This window comes from Stenotrophomonas sp. STEN147 (genome assembly GCF_056757995.1).
In genome coordinates this window covers 69,878-91,747 of record NZ_JBRRCG010000007.1, presented here as the reverse complement: position 1 = coordinate 91,747, position 21,870 = coordinate 69,878, and the positions used below count along the sequence as shown (strand labels likewise).

Sequence of the window (21,870 nt, the reverse complement as noted above, 5' to 3'; positions counted from 1 at the left end):
ATATCCGCTGCGGTGCAGCACGGCATAATCCCGGCATGGCCCCCTCCCGCCGCCCGTGGTTCCTGTACCTGCTCGAATGCCACGATGGCAGCTACTACGCTGGCATCAGCACCGACGTGGACGCGCGTTTCGCCGCCCATCGCGCCGGCACCGGGGCGCGCTACACCCGGGCCCGCCCGCCGCTGCGCATCCTGGCCGTGCGTGAGTACCCGGACCGCGCCGCGGCTTCGCGCGCCGAGTGGCAGCTCAAACAGCTGCCGCGCGAGCGCAAGCTGGCGTGGCTGCAGGCATTGGATTCCGCATCTTTGTAGTGCCGTGCCCAACGTGGGGTCAGACCCCTTTCCGCAGGAAGGGGATCCGACCCCGTTGCAGACCTGCGCTACCGTTTCGGCCGGCGGTCATCCTGGTCATCGCCGAAGATGATGCGTGCGCTGCGCTGGTAGCTCCAGTACGCCACCGCCCAGTTCAGCAGCACCACGATGCGGTTGCGGAAGCCGATCAGGAAGAACACGTGCGCGGCCAGCCAGAACCACCAGGCCAGCACGCCCGACAGCTGCAGGCGCCCCAGGTGCACGATGGCGGCCATGCGGCCGATGGTGGCCAGGTTGCCGTAGTCCGCGTACTTGAAGGGCCCGGGCTCCGGCCTGCCGTGCAGGCGCGCGCGGATGACCTCGGCCACGTACTTGCCCATCTGCTTGGCCGCGGGCGCTACGCCGGGCACGGGCTTGCCATTGGCTTGGTTCACGGCGGCCAGATCGCCGGCCACGAACAGTTCCGGATGCCCGGGCAGGGTCAGGTCCGGCTGCACCTGCACGCGCCCGGCACGGTCCAGTGGCACGTCCAGCGTGCGCGCCAGCGGCGAGGCGGCCACGCCGGCCGCCCACACCACGGTGCGCGCCGGCACGAACTGGTCACCCAGCGTGAAGCCCTGGCTGTCGATGTTGCTCACCGGGGTTCCGGTCAGCACTTCCACACCCAGCTTTTCCAGCTGCCGGCGCGCCTTCAGCGAGAGCACTTCCGGGAACGAGGACAGCACGCGTGGACCGGCTTCCACCAGGCGCACCTTGGCGCTGGCCGGATCGATGTGGCGGAATTCATTGCGCAGCGTATGGCGCGCAATCTCGGCCAGGGTGCCCGCCAGTTCGACGCCGGTCGGGCCGCCGCCGACGACGGCAAAGCTGAGCCATGCCGCCTTCCTGGCCGGGTCCGGTTCGGCTTCGGCGCGCTCGAACGCCAGCAGCAGCTTGCGGCGCAGGGCAATGGCATCGTCGAGGGTTTTCAGGCCGGGCGCATCATCGGCCCACTGGTCGTTGCCGAAGTAGGCGTGAGTGGCGCCGGTAGCCAGCAGCAGGCTGTCGTAGTCCAGCGTGCTGCCGTCGGCCAGCCGCACCTGGCGGAGCTGCCTGTCGATGACCACGACCTCACCGAGCCGCACTTCCACGTTGCGCTGGTGGCCGAGGATGTGGCGCAGCGGTGCGGCGATGTCCGGCGCTGACAGGCCTGCAGTGGCGACCTGGTACAGCAGCGGCTGGAACAGGTGATGGTTGCGGCGGTCGACCAGGGTGATGCGGATGCGTTCGCGTGCCAGCGCACGGGTGGCCCAGAGGCCGGCAAAACCGCCGCCGACAACGACCAGGTGGGGAACGCGCTCACGACTCATCGACTCACTCCAGGGGGCATGGGGAACCGTCCGGCATCTTCGCACGGCGGCGGCCTGTCACGTCAGCGTGCGCGCGGATCGGCGATACTCGGATTCAGGCAACCGCCAGCGAGAGGCCCATGAGCGAACCGGAAAAGCGCATCGCCCTGTTGATCGATGCCGACAACGCGCCCGCATCGAAGATCGACGAAGTGCTGGCGGAGGTGGCCCGCTACGGCGTGGCCAATGTCCGCCGTGCCTACGGCAACTGGAAGAGCCCACGGCTGAAAGGCTGGGAGGCGGTGCTGCACGAGTACGCGATCCGGCCCATCCAGCAGTTCGCCTACAGCAAGGGCAAGAACGCCTCGGACATGGCCATGGTGATCGATGCGATGGACCTGCTGTACGCGCGCAACCTCGACGGCTTCGCCATCGTCTCCAGCGATGCTGATTTCACTCCAATGGTGATGCGTCTGTTGACCGACGGGGTGAAGGTGTATGGCTTCGGCGAAAAGAAGACGCCGGAACCCTTCGTCAATGCCTGTTCCAAATTCACCTATCTGGAAGCACTGGGCCAGGCCCATGCCAGCGTGCCGGAAGTGGAACAGGGCACGGCAGAGCCGGGTGCCATCGAGCCGGCCACCGGTGAAACGGGCAGCGGCGACGAAGTGCGCCCGCGCAAGAGCGGCGCGGAAATGCGCAGCGATACACGTCTGGTGAAGATGCTGCGCCGCGCCGTGTCCGCAGCGGAAGGCGAAGACGGCTGGTCGCACCTGGGGCCGGTGGGCAGCCAGATCGCCAACCAGGCCTCGTTCGATTCGCGCAACTATGGCTATGGAAAGCTGAGTGATCTGCTGGCGGCGATCGGCCTGTTCGAACTGAAGAAGGATGGCAAGTCATCCTACGTGCGCGCGCTGCCGAAGAAGAACCGGTAGCGCCGGGCCATGCCCGGCCGACGCCCCCGCGCATCATTCCGCACGCCCACATGTACACCGATCAGGCGTATCGTTGCCGCTCGCATTGCCCGCAAGGAATACCCGCATGTTGAAGATCTGGGGCCGTCGCAATTCCAGCAACGTCCGCAAGGTGCTGTGGTGTGCCGAAGAGATCGGCCTGCCCTACGAGTCCATCGAAGTGGGCGGCAGCCACGGTGGCACACAGACGCCGGAATACCTGGCGATGAACCCCAACAGCCTGGTGCCGGTGATCGAGGACCACGGCCTGCCGCTGTGGGAGTCCAACGCCATCGTGCGTTACCTGAGCGCGCGCTACGCGCTGGGGACACTGTACGCGGAGGATCCGATGGAACGTGCACAGGCCGAGAAATGGATGGACTGGAGCACTTCGCGGATGGCGCCGCTGTACAGCGATCTGATCTGGGGCATCATGCGCACCGCGCCGGCAGACCGCGACGAATCGCGCATCAATGCCGCCATCGTGCGCGCCGCCGATTACCTGGCGATGGCCGATGCGACGCTGGCCACGCAGCCGTGGCTGTCGGGCGCGACATTCGCGATGGGCGACATCCCGTTGGGTTCACTGGTGTACGCCTGGTATGAACTGCCGATCCAGCGTCCGGACCTGCCCCACCTGGCCGAGTGGTACGCCCGGCTGCGTGAGCGACCCGCTTACCAGCGCGGCGTGATGTCACCGCTGACGTAAGCGGGAGCCGCGCGCGGTAACGGTAGCGCCGGGCCATGCCCGGCGGATTCTGCATGCATTCAATACAGATCCGTCGGATCCACATCCAGCGACCAGCGCACCTTGCGGGCTTCCGGCAAGGCATACAGCTGCGGTACCAGCTGCGCCAGCACGCCGTGCAGAGGCGGGCGCTGTGCCGATGAGAGCAGCAGCTGCGTGCGCTGGTAGCCGGCCCGGCGCGGCATCGGTGCCGGCATCGGTCCGTACGCCTCCACCAGCGCCTGTTCGCCCAGCAGTCGCCGTGCAGCCAGCAGGAACGCGTTGGCGTGCTCCACCTGCTGCGCTTCGGCACGCATCAGTGCCAGATGCGCGAATGGCGGGAAGCCGGCGGCCTGCCGCTGGTTCAGCTCGGCCTGCGCGAACGGGTGGTAGCCGCCGTTGACCAGCGTCTCCAGCAGGGGATGACCCGGATGGTGGGTCTGCAGCCACACCTCGCCCGGATCGCGGGCGCGCCCGGCGCGGCCGGCGACCTGGATCAACTGCTGCGCGAGTTTCTCGCTGGCGCGGAAGTCGGCCGAGAACAGGCCCTCGTCGATGCCGACCACCACCACCAGCGTGAGTCTGGGCAGATCGTGGCCCTTGGCCAGGATCTGCGTGCCGACCAGGATGCCGGCCTGGTCCCCCAGCTTGGCCAGCTGCTGTTCCAGCGCATCGCGGCGGGCGGTGGTGCCGCGGTCGATGCGCACCACCGGGTACTCGGCGAAGGCGGCGGTGAGGTGCTCCTCCAGCCGCTCGGTGCCGATTCCCTGTGGCTGCAGGGCCAGGCTGCCGCAGGCGGGGCAGGCCAGTGGCGCCGGTTGCCGCGCACCGCAGTGATGGCACTGCAGGCGACGGCCGCCGCCATGCACGGTCATCGGCGCGTCGCAGCGCTGGCACGGCGCGGTCCAGCCGCAGTCATGGCACAGCAGTACCGGTGCGTAACCACGCCGGTTCTTGAACACCAGCACCTGCTGGCCGCGCTGCAGGTGCTCGCCGATGCCGGCCAGCACTTCGGCCGAAAGACCGTCCTGCAGGGGACGTTTGCGCACATCGAGGATGCGCACGCGTGGCGGCCGCGCGTCGCCGGCACGCTGCTTCAGGCGCAGGTGCAGGTAACGACCGGCATAGGCGTTGTGCAGGGTTTCCAGCGACGGTGTCGCGCTGCCCAGCAGCACGGGAACCCCCAGTGCCTTGGCCCGCACCAGGGCGAAATCGCGCGCGTGGTAGCGGATGCCGTCCTGCTGCTTGTAGCTGCCGTCATGTTCCTCGTCCACGATCAGCAGGCCGGCCTGCGGCAGCGGCGTGAACACCGCCGAGCGGGTGCCGACGATCACCCGCGCTTCGCCGCGCGAGGCCGCTGCCCAGACGCGCGCGCGCTCGTTGTCGTTCAATCCCGAATGCAGCGCATGCACGGCGATGCCCAGGCGGCCGCGGAAACGCGCCAGGGTCTGCGGCGTCAATCCGATTTCGGGCACCAGCACCAGCGCCTGCCGGCCTTGGGCCAGGCAGTGGATGATCGCCTGCAGGTAGACCTCGGTCTTGCCGCTGCCGGTCACCCCATCAAGCAGGAAGGGCTGGAAACCCTCCGCGGCGTTGATCGCGGCAACCGCTTCGGCCTGGTCCGGATTGAGGGTCGGGCCGGGCAGCGGTTGCGCGTGCTGTGGCGCCACGCTCAGTGCAACGCGCTCGGCCAGTGCGCGCTTGCCGAGACTGCGCGCCGCGCTGCGCCAGTCCTCCATGCGCGCCCCCAGCACGTCCTCGTCCACGACGGCGTCGGCCAGCAGTTCCGCCAACTGCCGCGGGCGGCTGCCTGCGCGCAGCGTGCCGCGCTGCGCGTGGCCTGCGGCGGTCAGCTGCCAGCCCCAATGATGGGTGTCGGGCAGGGCTTCGCCGTGCCGCAGCGGCCCCGGCAGGGCCGTGCTCAGCACTTCGCCCAGCGGCGCGTGGGTGTATCGGGCCAGCCATTGCAGGCTCTGCCACAGTTCGCCCTGCAGCAGGGGCGCGGGGTCGCACCACGCGAGCGCCTGACGCAGGCCCTGGCCGTCGTCGGCCTGGCCGTGGCCGGCCACCACGCCGATGAGTTCGCGGTTGCCGAACGGCACCTTCACCCGGCAGCCGACCGCCACGTCCGGGGCATCGCCCTGCGGCGACAGATAGTCGAACAGGCGGGGCAGGGGGACGGGCAGGGCGACCTGCAGGGTCGGAATCGGGTCGAGCATCGGGGCAGTGTAACGGGCCGTGTGCACGCGCATGCCGCCCGGAAGGCCCACACGGGGGACGTCGCCGAATCATAAATGTCACCTAAATATCGGTGTCCATTGGAGATTCAGTCTTATCCACACGTTCTGTGGATAACACTGTGCGTTACCGGTCAACGGCTGCGCAGGACGCCGATGGCGACGGCCTCGCCCTTGGGTTGGTCAAAAAATCGCCATACTTTAAAATGTATTAAAATCAATATGTTATGTGTGAAACATTGCTGAAACAGAGTGAATTCAGCGAGATGTCGCGGTTTTGCCGGGCGCCAGCGTGGTGCTGTGCACAACCTGCAGCATGAAGTGCCCACGGACGCAAGTCCTGCCGGGCGCCGATGGCCTGCCGCTATCATGCCGGCAGACCTCTGGAGTGACCGATGACCGCTGTGCCCGCCCCTGTTTCCTCGACCGCGGCCGGTGCGCTGTCGGCGTTTCTGCGTGGCGTAGAGCGCCGCGCCCTGGTGGTGGCGGAGCTGCAATGCGGCGACCCGGCCCGGGCCGAGCAGACCCTGGTGGCGGTGATGCGCGCCTTCTCGGCCGTTGCCAGCGATCTGCCGATGGCACAGTGGCCGACCCGCTTCTGGACCCTGCTGGGGCAGCGGCAGGCACTGCGCGAGCCGGCCCCGGGCCAGTGGCCGCCGGCACTCGCCGCATTGGGCGGCATGGCACCGCTGCCACGGCTGGCCCTGCTGCTGCGGGTGGGCGGCAGCCTGGATGAGAACATCGCCACGCGGGTACTCGATCGTGATGAGGCCGGCTACCAGCAGCTGCTGGCCGATGCCTGCCCGCGTGATGCCCAGGGTCAGCCGGATGCCGTTGCCTGGCGCGGCCTGGCCGAACAGGTGCAGCAGCGCATCCGCGACCTGCCGGCGCAGCGCCTGCAGCAGCTGCAGCAGCCGGCAGCTGCCACCCGCAGCAATCCGCAGGCGCCGACGTCCAGCTGGAGGGCACCGCAGCGCGATGAACGGAGCGCTGCCAGCCCCCGGCGCCGGCGCCCCGATGCCCGACCGCGTTGGCGCGGGCCGGCGATCCTGCTGCTGACGGTGGCGGTACTGCTGGCGGCCGCTCTGGGCTGGCGCCATTGGAGCGGTCGGTCGCTGGTGAGCGATGCGCCGCTACCGGAGGGGGTGGTTGCCGAGGCCGGCCCGGTCACGGTCGAGGCGCTGCCGCCAAGCACGGTCGCTGCCACGCCGCAGGCGGACAGCGCCCCGGCCAGCGATGACGCAGCGATGCTGGCCGACCGCGATTATCCGTTGCTGGCCGAGGCCGATCTGTATGCCTGGACGGCCGCCGGTGGTCCGCTGCCGGTGGACGAATCGCAAACCAAGCCGAGCCGGCCAGAGCCGGCCAGCGCAGTGCTGGAAACCGCCGCCGCCGATGAATAAGTCCGTGATCACCAGCCTGCTGCTGGCCATCCCGTTGTCGCTGTCCGCAACGCCCCAGACCCTGAACGTTCCACTGCCACCCGCGCCGGCGGCCACGCCCCCGGTCCCGCCATCGGCGGCACCCACCGCGTTCGCCCAGCTCGACGCGCAGCAGCAGCGGCAGCGCCGCGCCGACTACGCCGCTTGGCGCGCGCTGCCGGAAAGCGAGCGCGAACGCATCCGTCAGGCGGCCACGCGGTTCGCCGCACTGCCGGCCACACAGCAGGAGCGCCTGCGCTCGCAATTCCAGGCACAGGACCAGGCATTCCGCGATGGCTGGCGGCTGGGGCCGCAACTGGGCGTGGAGTTTCCCAAGCTGCATGGGCTGTTCGGCTTCCTGCCACCGCAGCAGCGCGACAGTGCACTGGCCGTGCTGCACCAGCTCAGCCCGGCACAGCTGGCGCAGTTGGCGCTGGTGGCCCAGCGCACGCCGCCGCAGGAACGCGATGCGGTGCGCAGCGCGTTCCTCGCCGTACCTGCTGCGGAACGAGACGCCTGGCTCAAGCGCCAGGCCGGCCAGTAAGCGCGCGGTCAAACCCAGCGTTCACGCCATGTCATGGGAATGAACGCACCGCGCGCGTAAGATGACGGCCCGCAACCCGGTGCCTGTGCCCTTCGCGCGCAACCGCAGTTCGCGTTCTGCATCCCATGTCCAACGCAACCTCCACGCCGCGCTTCAGCAAGGAAGTCGGCGCCACCGGTCTGCTCGCCCTGCCGCTCGTGCTCGGGCATGTCTCCACCGGCCTGATCTCCTTCGTCGACAACGTGATTGCCGGTCATCACGCCACCTCAACCCTGGCGGCCGTGACCATCGGCACCGCCCTGCTCTGGCTGCCGATGCTGATTCCGATCGGCACGCTGATCTCGCTGACCGCCTCGGTATCACAGCTGCACGGTGCCGGCCGCGAGCGCGAGATCGGCCCGCTGTTCCGGCAGGCGTTGTGGCTGGCGCTGGGCCTGGGCCTGATCATGTTCACCTTCCTCACGGTGGTGCCGCCGCTGCTGCCCGCCTTCGGCATCGCGCCGGACATCGTGCCCGGCGCAACAGCGTTCCTGCACGCGGTGCGCTGGGGCGGGCCGGCGCTGACGCTGTACTTCTGCATGCGCTATCTCAGCGAGGGCATGCACTGGACGCTGCCGACCATGTTGATCGGCTTCGGCGGCCTGGTGGTGCTGGCGCCGATGGGCTACGTGCTGGCCAACGGCAAGCTGGGCTTCCCTGAGCTGGGTGCCGAGGGCCTGGGCATCGCCTCGGCGGTGATGATGTGGTTGCAGGCCAGCGCATTTGCCCTCTATCTGTGGCGTACCCGGCGATTCGCCCATCTGCAGCTGTTCTCGCACTTCGAGTGGCCGCGCTGGAAGGCGATCTGGGACCTGCTGCGCACCGGTCTGCCGATCGGCATCACCGTGCTGATGGAAGGTGGGTTGTTCATCGTCACCGCGCTGCTGATCGGCCGCCTCGGCGCCAACGAGGCGGCAGCCCACCAGATCGCGATCAACGTGGCACAGCTGTGCTTCATGATCCCGATGGGCGTGGCCGAGGCCACCACGGTGCGCGTGGGTCATGCGGTGGGGCGGGGTGATGGCTTCGGTGTGCGTCGTGCAGCCTGGGCCGGCTACGCGATCATCATGGGCACACAGACGTTGTCCGCGCTGGTGCTGCTGTTCGGCCACGATGCCATCGTCGGGGTGTACACCAACGATCTGGCGGTGGCCGGCCTGGCCTCCACGCTGCTGCTGTACGCGGCCACCTTCCAGTTCCCGGACGGCATCCAGGTGCTGTCGGCCGGTGCTCTGCGCGGCCTGAAGGACACCCGCGTGCCGATGTTCATCGCCATGTTCGCCTACTGGGGCCTGGGCATGCCGCTCGGCGCCGGGCTCGGCCTGGGGCTGGGCATGGGCCCGCAGGGCATGTGGATCGGTCTGATCGTCGGTCTCACTGCCGCCGCCATCCTGATGGGCTGGCGCCTGCGTCGCAGCAGCCAGCGCATCGGCCAGTCCGCGCTGTCCTGACCCTCCGCCCGTCACCCCGTGACGGGCGATCCCCTGACTTGTGTCCGATGCCGCCTCACACGGCACCGGCTATGCTGGTACCACGGCAAGAAGCCATCCGGAGCGCTCCATGAATCAACCCGTGCCCCCGCTGCCCCAGGCGCGTCGCAATCCCGTCGCCAGTTTCTTCATCGGGCTGTGGGACGTCATGAATTTCACCCGCCGGTTGATCCTCAACCTGGTGTTCTTCGGCCTGCTGTTCCTGCTGCTGGTGGTGTTCGTCATCGCTGCCGGCATGGGCGCCGGCGCCAGCAAATCGCTGCAGGACCGCACGACCCTGGTGATCGCACCGGAAGGGCGCCTGGTCGAGCAGTTCAGTGCCGATCCGGTCAGCCGTGCGCTGGCCAAGGCCGTGGGCGACAACAGTGCCGAAGAGGTCCAGCTGCGTGACCTGATCCGGGTGATCGAGTCGGCGCGCGACGACAAGAAGATCGAGCGCGTGGTGCTGGAACTGGACAAGCTGCAGCCCTCCGGCTTCGCCTCGCTGCGTGAAGTCGCCGCCGCGCTGCAGAGCCTGCGCGCATCCGGCAAGCAGCTGGTGGCCTACAGCGAAAGCATGGGCCAGTCGCAGTACCTGCTGGCTGCGCAGGCCGACGAGGTCTACCTGGATCCGATGGGATCGGTGATGCTCGAGGGTCTGGGCCGCTACCGCCAGTACTTCCGCTCCGGCCTGCAGGACAAGCTGGGCGTGGACGTGCACCTGTTCAAGGTGGGCGAGTACAAGTCCGCGGCCGAGCCCTATGTGCTCGATGCCGCTTCGCCGGCGGCCAAGGAAGCCGACCTGTACTGGATGAACGACGTGTGGCAGCGCTATCTGGGCGACATCGCCAAGGCGCGCCGGCTGGATCCGGCGCAGCTGGCCGCCGGCATCGATACGCTGCCCGAGGGCGTGGCGGCTGCCGGTGGCGATCTGGCCAAGTTCGCCCTGCAGCAGAAGCTGGTGACCGCGCTGAAGACCCGCGAGGAGTTCGAAGACCTGATGATCGAACGCGGCGTGGCCGATGAAGACGCCGAGGGCGGCTTCCGCAATGTCGATTTCGGTCGCTACATGGCCCTGCTCGATGCCCGCCGCAGTCCGGTGGATGCACGCCCGCAGGTGGCCGTGGTGGTGGCCGCCGGCGAGATCAGTGGCGGTGATCTGCCGGCCGGCCGCATCGGTGGTGAGTCCACGTCGGCGCTGCTGCGCGCTGCGCGCGACGACGAGCAGGTCAAGGCCGTGGTGCTGCGCGTGAATTCGCCGGGTGGCGAAGTGTTCGCCTCCGAGCAGATCCGCCGTGAAGTGGTGGCCCTGCAGGCCGCCGGCAAGCCGGTGGTGGTGTCGATGGGTGACCTGGCCGCGTCCGGTGGTTACTGGATCAGCATGAATGCCGATCGCATCTACGCCGATCCCTCGACCATCACCGGTTCGATCGGCATCTTCGGCATGATCCCGAACTTCAGCCGCGCGCTGGACAAGATCGGCGTGCATACCGATGGTGTCGGCACCACGCGCTTCGCCGGTGCGTTCGACGTCACCCGGCCGATGGATCCGGCGGTGGGCCAGGTCATCCAGACGGTCATCAACAAGGGCTACGCCGACTTCACCGGACGTGTCGCCGAAGCACGCAAGAAGCCGGTCGAGGCCATTGATGAGGTGGCCCGTGGCCGTGTCTGGAGTGGCGCGCAGGCAAAGGAACGTGGCCTGGTCGATGCCTTCGGTGGCCTGAAGGACGCCGTGGCCGATGCCGCCAGCCGCGCCAAGCTGGGCGGCGAAGACAAGTTCCGCGTGCGTTACATCGAAAAGGCCGCGACCCCGTTCGCGCAGTTCGTCAGCGGGTTTGCCGGCAGCCGTACCGGTGCCTGGATGCTGTCCGATTCGGGCGTGGCGCGGATGATGCTGGCGCGCACGATGCCGGAAGTGGATACCCAGCTGCGCTTCGTCGAGAACGCCGCGCGCGAGAAGGGTAACGGCGCTCCGGTAAAGACCCTGGCGTACTGCTTCTGCGGGTTCTGAGCACAGCCAGCCACGCGTAGCGTGGATCGACGGAAAACGCCCGGCCCTTGGCCGGGCGTTTTCGTTTGGCGGCGCTCCGCTGACAGCGCCATCGCGGCGATCAGCGCGCTGCGTCGGCTTCCGCGCTGCGCTCGCGCTCGGCGCCATCATCGACGGTCTTCTGCACGGCGCGCGCGCGATCGATCGGTTGCTGCGCTGCACGGGCCAGGGCCTGGGGTTCCGGCGGCCGTTCCGGGTCGGGTGCCGGTGGGCGTTGGCAGCCGGCCAGCAACACAGTCGCCGACAGCAGTGCGGACAGGATCAGGATGCGCATGGTGGCTCTCCACGACGGGCGTACGGCCAGTGTGGCACCCCCGGCAGCGGTGTGCCGTGAGCGCGTATCCTTTCTGCATCGGAACACAGCGGGCGCAGCCCGGGAGGACACATGACCCAGCAACGGTGGCGACTGGACGGGCAGACCGCACTGATCACCGGCGCCAGCGCCGGCATCGGCCTGGCCATCGCGCGTGAACTGGCCGGCTTCGGTGCCGACCTGATGATTGTCGGGCGCGACATCGACGCGCTGGAAACCGCGCGCGACGAGCTGGCCGACGCCTATCCCGACCAGCAGGTGCGTGCGCTTGCCGCCGACGTCTCCGACGACGAGGATCGCCGGCAGATCCTGGACTGGGTCGAGGACCATGCCGATGGCCTGCACGTGCTGGTCAACAATGCGGGCGGCAACATCACCCGCCCCGCCATCGACTATACCGAGGACGAGTGGCGCGGCATCTTCGAGACCAATCTGTTCTCGGCGTTTGAACTGTCGCGCTATGCGCATCCGCTGCTGGCACGTCACGCGTCGTCGGCCATCGTCAACGTCGGCAGCGTCTCCGGCCTGACCCATGTGCGCAGTGGCGTGGTGTACGGCATGAGCAAGGCGGCGATGCACCAGATGACCCGCAACCTGGCCGTGGAATGGGCCGAGGATGGCATCCGCGTGAACGCGGTGGCGCCGTGGTACATCCGCACGCGCCGCACCTCCGGGCCGTTGTCCGACCCTGACTACTACGAGGAAGTCATCGATCGCACGCCGATGCGCCGCATCGGTGAGCCGGAGGAAGTCGCCGCGGCCGTGGGCTTCCTGTGCCTGCCGGCGGCGAGTTATGTCACCGGCGAATGCATCGCCGTGGACGGCGGCTTCCTGCGCTACGGGTTCTGACCGTCACCGCGTTGGGCCCGCGCCACGCCGGCAGGTTCTCACCCCGGTACCGGGCAGTCGCTGGCCTCGAGCACGGCCTGCAGACGCTCGCGCTCGCTGCGCGCAGCGTCGACGTTCTCCGGCGCGGCGAAGCGCTCACGCCCCCGGGCGTCGCGCAGGCGCTGCTGCCAGCTGCCGCAGCGCTGGATCTCAGGAACTTCCTCGCAGCGGTCGCGCACCACTTCGCAGCTGGCGGCATTGGCCGGGGTGACGCCGCCAAGACCCTGTACGTCGAGCAGCACGCAGTGCGGCGGCGCCGCCTCGTACTCGTGCAGGTAGCGGCTTCCTTCCTCGCTGCTGCACTGGAAGATCGGCGGCAGCGGCGCCCGTGGCGCGCTGTTGCTGCCGCTTGCCGGGTCCGTCGGCGGCGGCAGCGCTGCGCTGTCCAGAATGGCGTCGCCGCCGCCAGCGGGTTCAACCATGCCCGCTTCCATGATGGTGCGCGCCTGGTCGAGCCGGCGCGGCGTGTCCGCCGCTGCCGGCGACGGCACTGCCGACGGGACGAGCTCCGAATGCTGGCCGAAGGGCGGCTCCACGCGCGGTGCCGGCGTCGCTGCTGGCGCCGGTACCCGCTGGATCTGCTGCGTGCTGCCTTCGGGGCAGGGCGTGCGCTGCAGGGTGGGAACGTCACTGCTGCCGAATGTGCAGCGGTAGATCACCAAGTCCTCGGCGAGCGCGTTTGCGGGCAGCAGCGCCAGAACCAGCCAGAGTGCTTTTCTCATGCGTGCAGCCTACACGGGCAGGGGCTCAACGCCCGCAGTCGCGCGACAGGCGCGCATCGATACCGCGCTGTTCGTTGCTGATCGCGGTGCGCTCGCTCTGCAGCGCGCTGTTGTAGCGGCGGTCCAGCTCCCAGCGGCGATCGCGCAGGCGCGAACAGACTTCCTGCGGCGGCAACGCATGGCAGGTGTCGCGGACCAGGATGTTGCCTGCCGGCACCTGCACGCCGACGCCGACCGCAGGTGGCCGGTAGATCGGCGGACCTCCGGCCGATGCGCCCGTGGCCGGGCGGGGCCCGGGATGGCCTGGCCCGAAATGGCCGCGTGGCGACCAGACCGTGGTCCACAGCGGGACCCAGCGTGGATTGCCTTCGTTGCTGTCGCTGGTGTAACGCTCGCCGTCGGCGGTAACGCATTCGTACATCGGTTGCGGAGGCTGGATGTAGACGTGCCGGACCTCGCGCTCGATCACGGCCGGCGGCGTGCGGGTTGCGGGCGCGGCGTCGCTGCGCACCCCCTGCGGCGCCGGGTCACGCGGCCGCTGCAGGTCGCGTACTTCCTGGCGGCCGCTGCTGCACGGCGTGTCCTGCAGTGCCACGGCGCCATTGCTGCCGACACAGCGGTAGACACGCACATCGTCGCCGGCGGTGGCGGTCAATGGAAGCAGCAGGCTCAGGCAGAGGGCGGCGCGCAGCGGGCTCATGGAGGCAGCGTGCGGGATCCGGCGGAGCGGCGCAATCCGCGCGTCCACGGGCGGCGGCTTAGGATCGCAGGACGTTGCCGCTGAGCGCATCGCGGATCGGCGTCGGCTGGGCCAGGCCGCCGGTCGGGCCGTCCAGGATGCCGTCCAGCAGGCGCAGCAGGCGCGGATCCAGTTCCTCGCGGCTGCGTGCCGGTGGCTCGCCGGCCAGGTTGGCGCTGGTGGAGACCAGCGGCCCGCCCCACGCTTGGCACAGGGCGGCCACCAGCGGGTGGGCGCTGATACGCACCGCGATACCGCTGTGTTCGCCGGTGATCCAGCCTGGCGCGCGTGATCCGGCCGGAAGAATCCAGGTATTGGCGCCGGGCCAGCTGGCCAGCACTGCACGCTGGCGCTCGTCGGGCAACGCCTGCAGGCGTACCCAGCCTTCCAGCTGCGCCAGCTCGGCGGCCACCAGGATCATGCCTTTCTCGATCGGCCGCTGCTTCAGCCGCAGCACCGTGTGCACCGCCGCTTCGTGCGACGGGTCGCATCCCAGGCCCCAGACCGCTTCAGTGGGGTAGGCGATCACGCCGCCGGAGCGCAGCAGGGTGACGGCAGAATCCAGGGTAAGTTCTTTCATGGTGGCGACCGGCCCGGCATGGGCCTTCATTATCCTCCCACCGCGTGCAGATGGGGTGGACCGGCGCCATCGAGGCGGCGACGGACCGGGCACTGTCCGCGCCCGACCGGTGGCCGGGCGCTGTCCCGCATCAGGCCTTCTTGACGACCTTCTTGGCCGCTTTCTTCGCCGGGGCCTTCTTGGCGGCGGCCTTCTTTGCCGGCGCCTTTTTCGCGGCCGCCTTCTTGGCCGGTGCCTTCTTGGCCACTGCCTTCTTCGGCGCGGCTTCCTTCTTCACCGCCGCCTTCTTGGCCGGTGCCTTCTTGGCAGCGGCCTTTTTCGCGCCGAAGCCCTTGCGCACCGGCTTGCCGGTTTCTTCCATCAGCTGCTGCACTTCGGCCAGCGTCAGCGAGGCGGGCTCGCGGTCCTTGGGAATCTTGCCGTTCATCCTGCCATCGCTGATGTACGGGCCGAAGCGGCCATTCAGCACCTGGATGTCGCTGCCTTCGAATTCCTTGATGATCCGGTTGCGCGCGATCTCTTCCTTCTCTTCGATCAGGAAGACGGCGCGGGCCAGGTCGATGGTGTACGGGTCGTCTTCCTTCTTCAGCGAGGCATAGGTGCTGCCACGCTTGGCGAACGGGCCGAAGCGACCAATGCCGACACTGACCGGTTCGCCCTTGTCCTCACCCAGTGCGCGCGGCATCAGGAACAGCTCCAGCGCGTCTTCCAGGGTGATGGTGTGCATCGACTGGCCCGGGCGCAGCGAAGCGAACTTCGGCTTCTCCTCGGCATCTTCGGCGGTGCTGCCGATGGCGGCGTACGGCCCGAAGCGACCCAGGCGCACGCTGACCGGCTTGCCGGTCTTCGGGTCGGTGCCAAGCTCGCGCGCACCACTGGCTTCGGCACGATCAACCGATTCCTTCTTGTCCTCGACCAGCTCCTTGAACGGCTCCCAGAAGCGTGACATCAGCGGGATCCACTCTTCCTCGCCGCGCGAGACGGCGTCCAGCTCGTCTTCAAGCCTGGCGGTGAAGTCGTAGTCCACGTACTGGGTGAAGTGGCTGGACAGGAACTTGGACACTGCACGGCCGACGTCGGACGGACGGAAGCTGCGACCTTCCATCTCCACGTACTTGCGGAACAGCAGGGTCTGGATGATCGAGGCGTAGGTCGAGGGACGACCGATCCCGTACTCTTCCAGCGCTTTGACCAGTGCCGCTTCGGTGAAGCGGGGCGGCGGCTGGGTGAAGTGCTGCTCGGCCAGGATGCGTTCCAGCGGCACGCGGTCGCCGGGCTTCATCGCCGGCAGCTTGCGGCCTTCGTCCTCGTCTTCGGCGCTCTTGCTGTCCTTGCCTTCCTCGTACACGGCCAGGAAGCCGGGCACGACCACGGTGGTGCCACTGGCACGGAAGACGTGTTCGCTGCCGGCCGACAGGTCGACGCTGACGGTGTTGAGCGTGGCCGGAATCATCTGGCACGCTACCGCGCGCTTCCAGATCAGTTCGTACAGCCTGCGCTCGTCGTCGGTCAGGAACCGCGACACCTGCGCCGGCGTGCGCAGCGCCGAGGTCGGTCGCACCGCTTCGTGCGCTTCCTGGGCGTTCTTGGACTTGGTCTGGTAGGTGTTGGGCTGGTCCGGCAGCGAAGCGATGCCGTAATCGCGGGCGATCACGTCGCGGATTTCCGCCAGCGCATCCTGCGACAGGTTGACCGAGTCGGTACGCATGTAGGAGATCAGGCCGACCGTGCCTTCATCGCCGATCGCCACGCCTTCGTACAGCTTCTGCGCCACCTGCATGGTCTTGCGGGTGGTGAAGCCGAGCTTGCGCGAGGCTTCCTGCTGCAGGGTGGAGGTGGTGAACGGCGGTGCCGGGCGGCGCTTGCGCTCCTTGCTGGCCACGTCGGTGACGTGCAGCGAGCCCTGCGCGGCCTGCTGGATGCGCAGGCGGGCGGCCTCGGCTGTGTCGCCGTCGGTGATGGTGAACTGTTCGAACTTCTGTCCGTCCAGCTTCACCAGCTTGGCATTGAAGTGCTGCGACGGGTGCGCGCATTCGGCGGCGATGGACCAGTATTCGCGTGCGATGAAGGCTTCGATCTCTTCCTCGCGCTCGACGATCATGCGCAGTGCCGGGCTCTGCACGCGGCCGGCGGACAGGCCGCGCTGGACCTTGCGCCACAGCACCGGCGACAGGTTGAAACCGACCAGGTAATCCAGCGCACGGCGTGCCTGCTGGGCGTCCACCAGATCGCTGGCGATGGCCCGCGGCTGGTTGATCGCTTCCTTGATGGCGCGCGGGGTGATCTCGGTGAAGACCACGCGCTGCATCGGCTTGTCCTTGACCAGCCCGCGCTCCTTCAGGATCTCGGCGATGTGCCAGCTGATCGCCTCGCCTTCGCGGTCCGGGTCGGTCGCCAGCAGGATGTCATCGGCGCCCTTGGCCGCCTTGGCGATCGCATCGACATGCTTTTCGTTCTTGTCGATCACGTCGTAGTGCATGGCGAACCCGTTGTCCGGATCGACCGCGCCTTCCTTCGGGATCAGGTCGCGCACGTGCCCATACGAGGCCAGGACGGTGTAGTCCTTGCCGAGGTATTTGTTGATCGTCTTGGCCTTGGCCGGCGATTCGACGATGAGCAGGTGCTTGGGCATGGCAGCAGTGTCTGTGGGGCGAGCCGCAGGGGAGGGGCCGCTAGGGTGGAGCAAACGGCCGCATTAGTGAAGCGGCCACGGGCAAATCCATAAACTGAACGCCCGGTTGGGTGCCGGGCGTTCAGGTTTCCTTATTAGAGGAATCACGCCCGGACGCTCCATGTCAAGCGCCCAGGCGTGAGGATGGCCGGTCAGGAGGCCATCTTGGCGATGAATCCGATGGCCGCCACCATCAGCACCAGGCCGGCCAGGGCCAGCAGGGCGGTGATGACCAGGACGGCGATGGTGACCACGCCCAGCTCGCGGCGTTGCAGCTGCGGCTGGTCGGTGAAGGCCCAGCGGTCCACCACCAGGGTGTCGCACATCATGTCGTGCAGGCCCTGCTTGCGCTCGGTGAACGCGGCCATCAGGTAGCCGATGCACAGGATCAGGCCGCTCAGCACGGCGGCCCAGTAGCGTCCGAAGGCACGTCCCACGGTCAGCCGGTCACCGTTGCTGCGCACGACCTTGATGCCGACGGCCATCTTGCCCAGGGTGGCACCGCCGCGCGAGGCGTGGAACCAGGTGTAGTACACCATGGAGATCACCAGGTTGAGCAGGCCGCTGACCAGCTGGCCCATGATCTCGATGGCCGACTCGCCGCTGCCGGCGGCCCCCATGCCCGCACCCAGTGCCAGGGCGGAAATGACGCCGATGATCGTGCCGGGGATGAGCAGCACGAAGTAGTCGATCACATAGGCAGCCACGCGCTTCCAGAAGCCTGCGTACACCACTTCGCCGCCCATCACCGGCTGTGCGTGGCCGGCCATGGCTGCGGTGCCCGGCGCGCTGTAGGGCGAACTGCTGAGCGCGCCGGTGCCGGGCAGCGGCGCCGTGCCGTTGTCGATGGCCTGGTAGTCGCTGCGCAGGTCGAAGCCGCCACTGTCAGCGGCCGTGGTGGCGCTGGCCAGGGTCTGCAGGCCGAGCTCGTCGACCACCTGCCGCAGCGCGGCCCATTGCGCCATGCCCTCACGCCAGACCAGCGTATCCAGTGTCAGCTGGCCGCGCTGGAAGCGCTGGCGGATGTCCTCGACCGGCAGCGGTCCCTGGCGTTGCTGTCCTTCGGCGAAATACCACTCAGTCATTGTGTGTCCCTCCTGGGTCGTCCTTGCTTGGGGTGTAGTGCCGATGGCTCAGCCGCGGCACTGCTGCGGCAGATACTTGTCGTTGCTTTCGCCGCTGCATTCCCAGCGGCCGCTGTCGCGGTCGTATTCCAGCCACAGCAGATCGCCATCGATGGTCTTGCCGGGCGCGGCCAGCGTGGCTTCGATACCGCAATGACCGTTGTTGAAGCGGCCGATGTGGACCGCTGACAGGCCTGCGGCGGAGAAGTCCCCCGGCGCCGGGAAACCGGCATCGTTGGCACCCGGGCACCGGCCTTCCTCATCGGCGAAATGCTGCACCTGGTCCTTCAGCGGCTGCAGTGCGGTCAGCGACGTGGCGACCTTGGAGCGCAGGGTGTAGTCGTTGTAGGCAGGCAGCGCGATGGCCGCCAGGATCGCCACGATGGGTACCACCACCAGCAGCACTGCCCCGCCGATGATGGCGGTCAGGGCGCAGCCGGACAGGCCCTTCTTCGGTGGCGGCAACGCGGCCGCGGGCGCACTGTGGGCATAGGGAGTTGCCGCCGGCAGTACCGGAGGCTGCGGGGCAGGGGGTTGCAGCCCGGGTTCGTCGCGGGCGGCATCGATGGCCGGTACGATCAGGCCGAGCTCATCCACCACGCTGCGCAATGGCTGCCATTGCGGCAGCCCATCGCGCCACACCAGGGTGTCCAGGCTGATCTGATTGTTGCGGAACAGCTCGACCAGCTGTTCTGCCGGCAGCGGGCCTTGCTGCCGGTTGCCTTCTGCATGGAACCACTCGCTCACGGGGCACGCTCCTGAATGCGCTATGCCCCAAGTGTACGGTCAGTGCAGGGGTTCTGGCTCGTCCATGAACATCTGCGTTTCCATCCAGGCGTAAGCCGCCTCGGCGCCGGGCTGGTTGAACAGCACCATCAGCACGACCCATTTCAGATCGTCCAGGTCCAGTTCGTCCTGGTCCAGCGCCATCGCCCGGTCCAGCACCAGCTCGCGCTGGTCGGCATCGAGGATGCCGTGCTGCTCCAGGTACAGCAGGAAACCGCGGCATTCCACGTCCAGCTTGTCCAGCTCGGGCCCGTGATAGATGCGCACGGGGCCATCGACCCGCGCCTGGGCCACACTCGGACGCTGTGCCGCCAGGGCATCGAGCCAGTCGAATGCCTTGTTGATCTCGGTAGGGCTGAATCCGGCCTGGATCAGGCCGTTCTGGAGCGAATCGCGGTCACGGATCAGGTCCGCATCTTCGCTGAAATAGTGTTCAAACAGGTACAGCAGTACATCCAGGATGCTCTCTTTCATTGCCCCTCGGCCTGCGTCGCGCGACGCTGTGGAGGTGAAGAAACTAGGGAGTTCGACAGTAGCGGCCGTGTACGCAGACCACGATTCCCGCAAGTTCCATGGCCAGCAGCATGGAGGACACCTGCGGCGCCGTCAATCCACAGCGCGTGATCAGTGAATCCATACTGATTGGGTCAAGGTCCAGGGCCTGCCACAACCGCTGGTAGTCAGGGTCGCCGACCCAGCGTGCCGGCAGGTCGGCTGGCACTGCCTGTTCAGTGGGGGTGGCCAGCCGCGATTGCAAGGCCGGCAGCTGCTGGCGCAGGGCCGGGGCCAGCAGCTCCAGCACGTCCTCGGGCCGTTCCACCAGGGCAGCTCCCTCGCGGATCAGGCGGTGGCAGCCGGCCGCCCGCGGATTGAGCACCGAGCCCGGCACGGCGCATACCTCGCGACCGGCCTCGGCGGCCAGACGCGCCGTGATCAGGGCACCGGAGCGGTGCGCCGCCTCGATCACCACGGTGGCCAGGGCCAGCCCGGCCACCAGGCGGTTGCGCGCCGGGAAGTGGCCGGGACGGGCCGCCGTACCGGGCAGGTACTCGCTGAGCACGGCGCCCTCGGCGCCGATCCGGGCCTGCAGCGGCGCATGGTGGTCCGGATAGGCACGGTCGGGGCCGGTACCGATGACGGCAACGGTACTGCCGCCGGCGTCCAGCACCGCAAGGTGGGCGGCCGCATCGATGCCGGCCGCCAGCCCACTGGCGACCGCCAGTCCGGCTTCGGCGAAGCTGCCGGCAAAACGCGCCGCCAGCGCACGACCGGCCGGTGTGGGCGAGCGGCTGCCGACCACCGCCACCGCCGGGCGCCAGGCCTGGCTGGGGTCGCCGGCCACGAACAGCGCCAGCGGCGGGTTGGGGACCTCCGGCAGCAGGGGCGGGAAGGCCGGGTCGGTAACCGCCAGCAGATGATGGTTGTCGCCCTGCAGCCAGTGCAGGACGGCCTTCGACCGCTGCACATCGGGGCGTTCCAGTGCCGCGCACTGTTCCGGGGTGCAGCCATGGGCGCGCCAGCCGGCCACGCCCAGCGCAAGGGCCGCTTCGGCGCTGCCCGCGCCCTGCAGCAGTGCCCGCCGCGGCGCCAGCGCGCCTCCCGCCATCACCAGGCGCACCAGCGCCTCATCTGCCTGCTTGGTCATCCCCCCACTATCGGCCGCAGACAACAAAGGCGCCCTAGGGCGCCTTCGCGTGCGGGTGTCAGGGATGTTCCCGGCAACCCTACTTCGCGTCCGGATGCAGCGCGCTGTAGCCCACCCGTACGGGCTTCACACCCTGCATCACCAGCGCATAGCTGACGTTGTCGAAGGTGCGGAACACCATCGCATGCGCGGCGTACTCGTCGGGCAGCGAGACCCGGCCGGCGCCGGTACTGAGCGAATCATCCATGCGCGAGGACCCCGGGTACTTCATCCGGTGCGCGACGTGGCGGCCGGGCCGCCACAGCGAGAACACGGTGCCGTTGTCCACGCCCTGCGCGCGGCCCGCCGAAATGGCGATCACATCGCGCGGCCCGCCAACGCTGAACATGTCGGTCACCGCGAGCACGCGCACGTCCACGCCCTCGACGCCCGCCGCCGGCACATGCGGCACGAACTGCAGGTCGTAGGGCTTTGCCTCCACCGGCACCAGCCGGTCGCCGGCGCGGACTTCACGCCCGCCGGTGTTCTTGTCCAGCACCAGGGTGGATGCCTCGACCTTGCCGCCGGCAACCTGGGTGATGGTGCCCGTGCCGACCTGCATCAGCTCGTAGCCCAGCATCTGGTGCGCACGTCGCGTCGGCGCGTTGTAGGCCCGCCACAGGTTGCCGCTGCCGGGGGTGACCTCGCTATTGGCGGTCAGGTCCTCGGTGGGCTTGGGCACGCCATAGCGCACGGTCGGGCGGACCACGGCCCAGCGCTGCCCGACCTGGGCATCGGCCAGGCGCACGTACACGGCTTCGCCACTGCTGGCGCGCAGGCGGTCTTCTTCCAGGCCCGCCACGTAGGGCAGGTGGTCGATGCGGTCGACCACGCTCAGCTGCTTCAGGAACGGCTCGACCTGGGCCAGCGGAATGGCATCGATCGGGGCCTCCTGGCGGGGCCCGGGCTGGGCCGTCACACGGTCCAGGTAGGCCAGGCTCAGCACGTCACCCGGATAGATCAGGTGCGGATTGGCGATCTGCGGGTTGGCCTGCCAGATTTCCGGCCACAGCCAGGGCTTCTGCAGGAAACGCGCGGCGATATCCCACAGCGTGTCCCCTTTTCGGACCACATAGGTATCCGGGTGCCCGCCATTCACTTCCACGGCGGTAGCATAGGCAGCCACGGTCAGCATCGCCGCGGCGACGACCGTACGAAAACGAAGCAACATAGGTGTGAAGCCCTGATTCCCCAACAGGTCCGCGCACTATAGTCCAGAAACCGGGGCGCAAGGCAAGCGTTGCAGCTAGAATCTGCGACGTATGCCGGCGTGCCGGCCCC

General features: G+C 68.5%; 20 protein-coding genes. 8 read left to right on the top strand and 12 right to left on the bottom strand.

The features are described 5' to 3' along the window. Positions 1-35 precede the first annotated feature (35 nt). Positions 36-311 carry a GIY-YIG nuclease family protein gene (locus ACVOKU_RS09475; RefSeq protein WP_481559752.1) on the top strand — a complete coding sequence of 92 codons (276 nt, stop codon included), beginning with the start codon at positions 36-38 and terminating at the stop codon, positions 309-311. A gap of 68 nt (positions 312-379) precedes the next feature. Here ACVOKU_RS09475 and ACVOKU_RS09470 read toward each other — a convergent pair whose 3' ends face one another. Further along, positions 380-1,660: an NAD(P)/FAD-dependent oxidoreductase gene (locus tag ACVOKU_RS09470; RefSeq protein WP_481559751.1), complete on the bottom strand. Its 1,281-nt coding sequence runs from the start codon at positions 1,658-1,660 to the stop codon at positions 380-382. A 119-nt stretch (positions 1,661-1,779) separates the two neighbouring features. Between ACVOKU_RS09470 and ACVOKU_RS09465 the strand changes: the two genes are divergently transcribed. Together ACVOKU_RS09465 and ACVOKU_RS09460 are read left to right on the top strand one after the other, a co-directional pair. Beyond that, positions 1,780-2,574: an NYN domain-containing protein gene (locus ACVOKU_RS09465; protein ID WP_065174439.1), complete on the top strand. Its 795-nt coding sequence runs from the start codon at positions 1,780-1,782 to the stop codon at positions 2,572-2,574. 106 nt (positions 2,575-2,680) lie between these two features. Continuing rightward, complete coding sequence (locus ACVOKU_RS09460) at positions 2,681-3,301, top strand: glutathione S-transferase family protein (protein ID WP_053515737.1); 621 nt, start codon at positions 2,681-2,683, stop codon at positions 3,299-3,301. 59 nt (positions 3,302-3,360) lie between these two features. Here the strand turns inward: ACVOKU_RS09460 and ACVOKU_RS09455 are convergent, their stop codons facing one another. After that, the gene (locus ACVOKU_RS09455; RefSeq protein WP_111186295.1) at positions 3,361-5,538 is read right to left on the bottom strand and encodes a primosomal protein N'; all 2,178 of its coding nucleotides are present in this window, start codon (positions 5,536-5,538) and stop codon (positions 3,361-3,363) included. A gap of 413 nt (positions 5,539-5,951) precedes the next feature. On the opposite strand from ACVOKU_RS09455, the gene ACVOKU_RS09450 reads away from it, so the two are divergent. The 4 genes from ACVOKU_RS09450 to sppA all read left to right on the top strand — a co-directional run bounded on the left by ACVOKU_RS09450 (position 5,952) and on the right by sppA (position 11,043). Then, entirely contained in the window at positions 5,952-6,959 is a 1,008-nt protein-coding gene (locus ACVOKU_RS09450; RefSeq protein ID WP_481559750.1) for a hypothetical protein, read from the top strand. Further along, positions 6,952-7,521 carry a DUF3106 domain-containing protein gene (locus tag ACVOKU_RS09445; RefSeq protein ID WP_481559749.1) on the top strand — a complete coding sequence of 190 codons (570 nt, stop codon included), beginning with the start codon at positions 6,952-6,954 and terminating at the stop codon, positions 7,519-7,521. Before ACVOKU_RS09450 ends, ACVOKU_RS09445 begins: the two co-directional genes overlap by 8 nt. A 125-nt stretch (positions 7,522-7,646) precedes the next feature. Further along, complete coding sequence (locus ACVOKU_RS09440) at positions 7,647-9,011, top strand: MATE family efflux transporter (protein ID WP_053515745.1); 1,365 nt, start codon at positions 7,647-7,649, stop codon at positions 9,009-9,011. A 109-nt stretch (positions 9,012-9,120) separates the two neighbouring features. Beyond that, positions 9,121-11,043 (top strand): signal peptide peptidase SppA, encoded by a 1,923-nt coding sequence (gene sppA / locus ACVOKU_RS09435; RefSeq protein WP_481559748.1) that lies wholly within the window; start codon positions 9,121-9,123, stop codon positions 11,041-11,043. 100 nt (positions 11,044-11,143) lie between these two features. Here the strand turns inward: sppA and ACVOKU_RS09430 are convergent, their stop codons facing one another. Next, positions 11,144-11,356: a hypothetical protein gene (locus ACVOKU_RS09430; RefSeq protein ID WP_481559747.1), complete on the bottom strand. Its 213-nt coding sequence runs from the start codon at positions 11,354-11,356 to the stop codon at positions 11,144-11,146. Between the two features lie 111 nt (positions 11,357-11,467). On the opposite strand from ACVOKU_RS09430, the gene ACVOKU_RS09425 reads away from it, so the two are divergent. After that, complete coding sequence (locus ACVOKU_RS09425; protein WP_312556203.1) at positions 11,468-12,244, top strand: SDR family oxidoreductase; 777 nt, start codon at positions 11,468-11,470, stop codon at positions 12,242-12,244. A 38-nt stretch (positions 12,245-12,282) separates the two neighbouring features. On the opposite strand, the gene ACVOKU_RS09420 is transcribed toward ACVOKU_RS09425, so the two are convergent. The 9 genes from ACVOKU_RS09420 to ACVOKU_RS09380 form a co-directional block, all read right to left on the bottom strand. Then, complete coding sequence (locus ACVOKU_RS09420) at positions 12,283-13,005, bottom strand: hypothetical protein (RefSeq protein ID WP_481559746.1); 723 nt, start codon at positions 13,003-13,005, stop codon at positions 12,283-12,285. A 25-nt stretch (positions 13,006-13,030) separates the two neighbouring features. Next, entirely contained in the window at positions 13,031-13,705 is a 675-nt protein-coding gene (locus ACVOKU_RS09415; protein WP_481559745.1) for a DUF4124 domain-containing protein, read from the bottom strand. A gap of 58 nt (positions 13,706-13,763) precedes the next feature. Continuing rightward, on the bottom strand, positions 13,764-14,354 hold the full coding sequence (gene tsaC / locus ACVOKU_RS09410; RefSeq protein ID WP_481559744.1) for an L-threonylcarbamoyladenylate synthase type 1 TsaC: 591 nt from the start codon (positions 14,352-14,354) through the stop codon (positions 13,764-13,766). Between the two features lie 100 nt (positions 14,355-14,454). Next, entirely contained in the window at positions 14,455-16,956 is a 2,502-nt protein-coding gene (locus tag ACVOKU_RS09405) for a DNA topoisomerase I (protein ID WP_481559743.1), read from the bottom strand. A gap of 191 nt (positions 16,957-17,147) precedes the next feature. Beyond that, the gene (locus ACVOKU_RS09400) at positions 17,148-18,080 is read right to left on the bottom strand and encodes an RDD family protein (RefSeq protein ID WP_053517104.1); all 933 of its coding nucleotides are present in this window, start codon (positions 18,078-18,080) and stop codon (positions 17,148-17,150) included. Positions 18,081-18,128: 48 nt separating this feature from the next. After that, the gene (locus tag ACVOKU_RS09395; protein WP_481559742.1) at positions 18,129-18,866 is read right to left on the bottom strand and encodes a pilin; all 738 of its coding nucleotides are present in this window, start codon (positions 18,864-18,866) and stop codon (positions 18,129-18,131) included. Positions 18,867-18,905: 39 nt separating this feature from the next. Continuing rightward, positions 18,906-19,379 carry a DUF494 family protein gene (locus tag ACVOKU_RS09390; RefSeq protein ID WP_053517108.1) on the bottom strand — a complete coding sequence of 158 codons (474 nt, stop codon included), beginning with the start codon at positions 19,377-19,379 and terminating at the stop codon, positions 18,906-18,908. 43 nt (positions 19,380-19,422) lie between these two features. Beyond that, positions 19,423-20,550 (bottom strand): DNA-processing protein DprA, encoded by a 1,128-nt coding sequence (dprA, locus tag ACVOKU_RS09385; protein WP_481559741.1) that lies wholly within the window; start codon positions 20,548-20,550, stop codon positions 19,423-19,425. A gap of 79 nt (positions 20,551-20,629) precedes the next feature. Next, positions 20,630-21,760, bottom strand: a complete 1,131-nt coding sequence (locus tag ACVOKU_RS09380; RefSeq protein ID WP_481559740.1) for a LysM peptidoglycan-binding domain-containing protein — start codon at positions 21,758-21,760, stop codon at positions 20,630-20,632. Between the last annotated feature and the right edge of the window lie 110 nt (positions 21,761-21,870).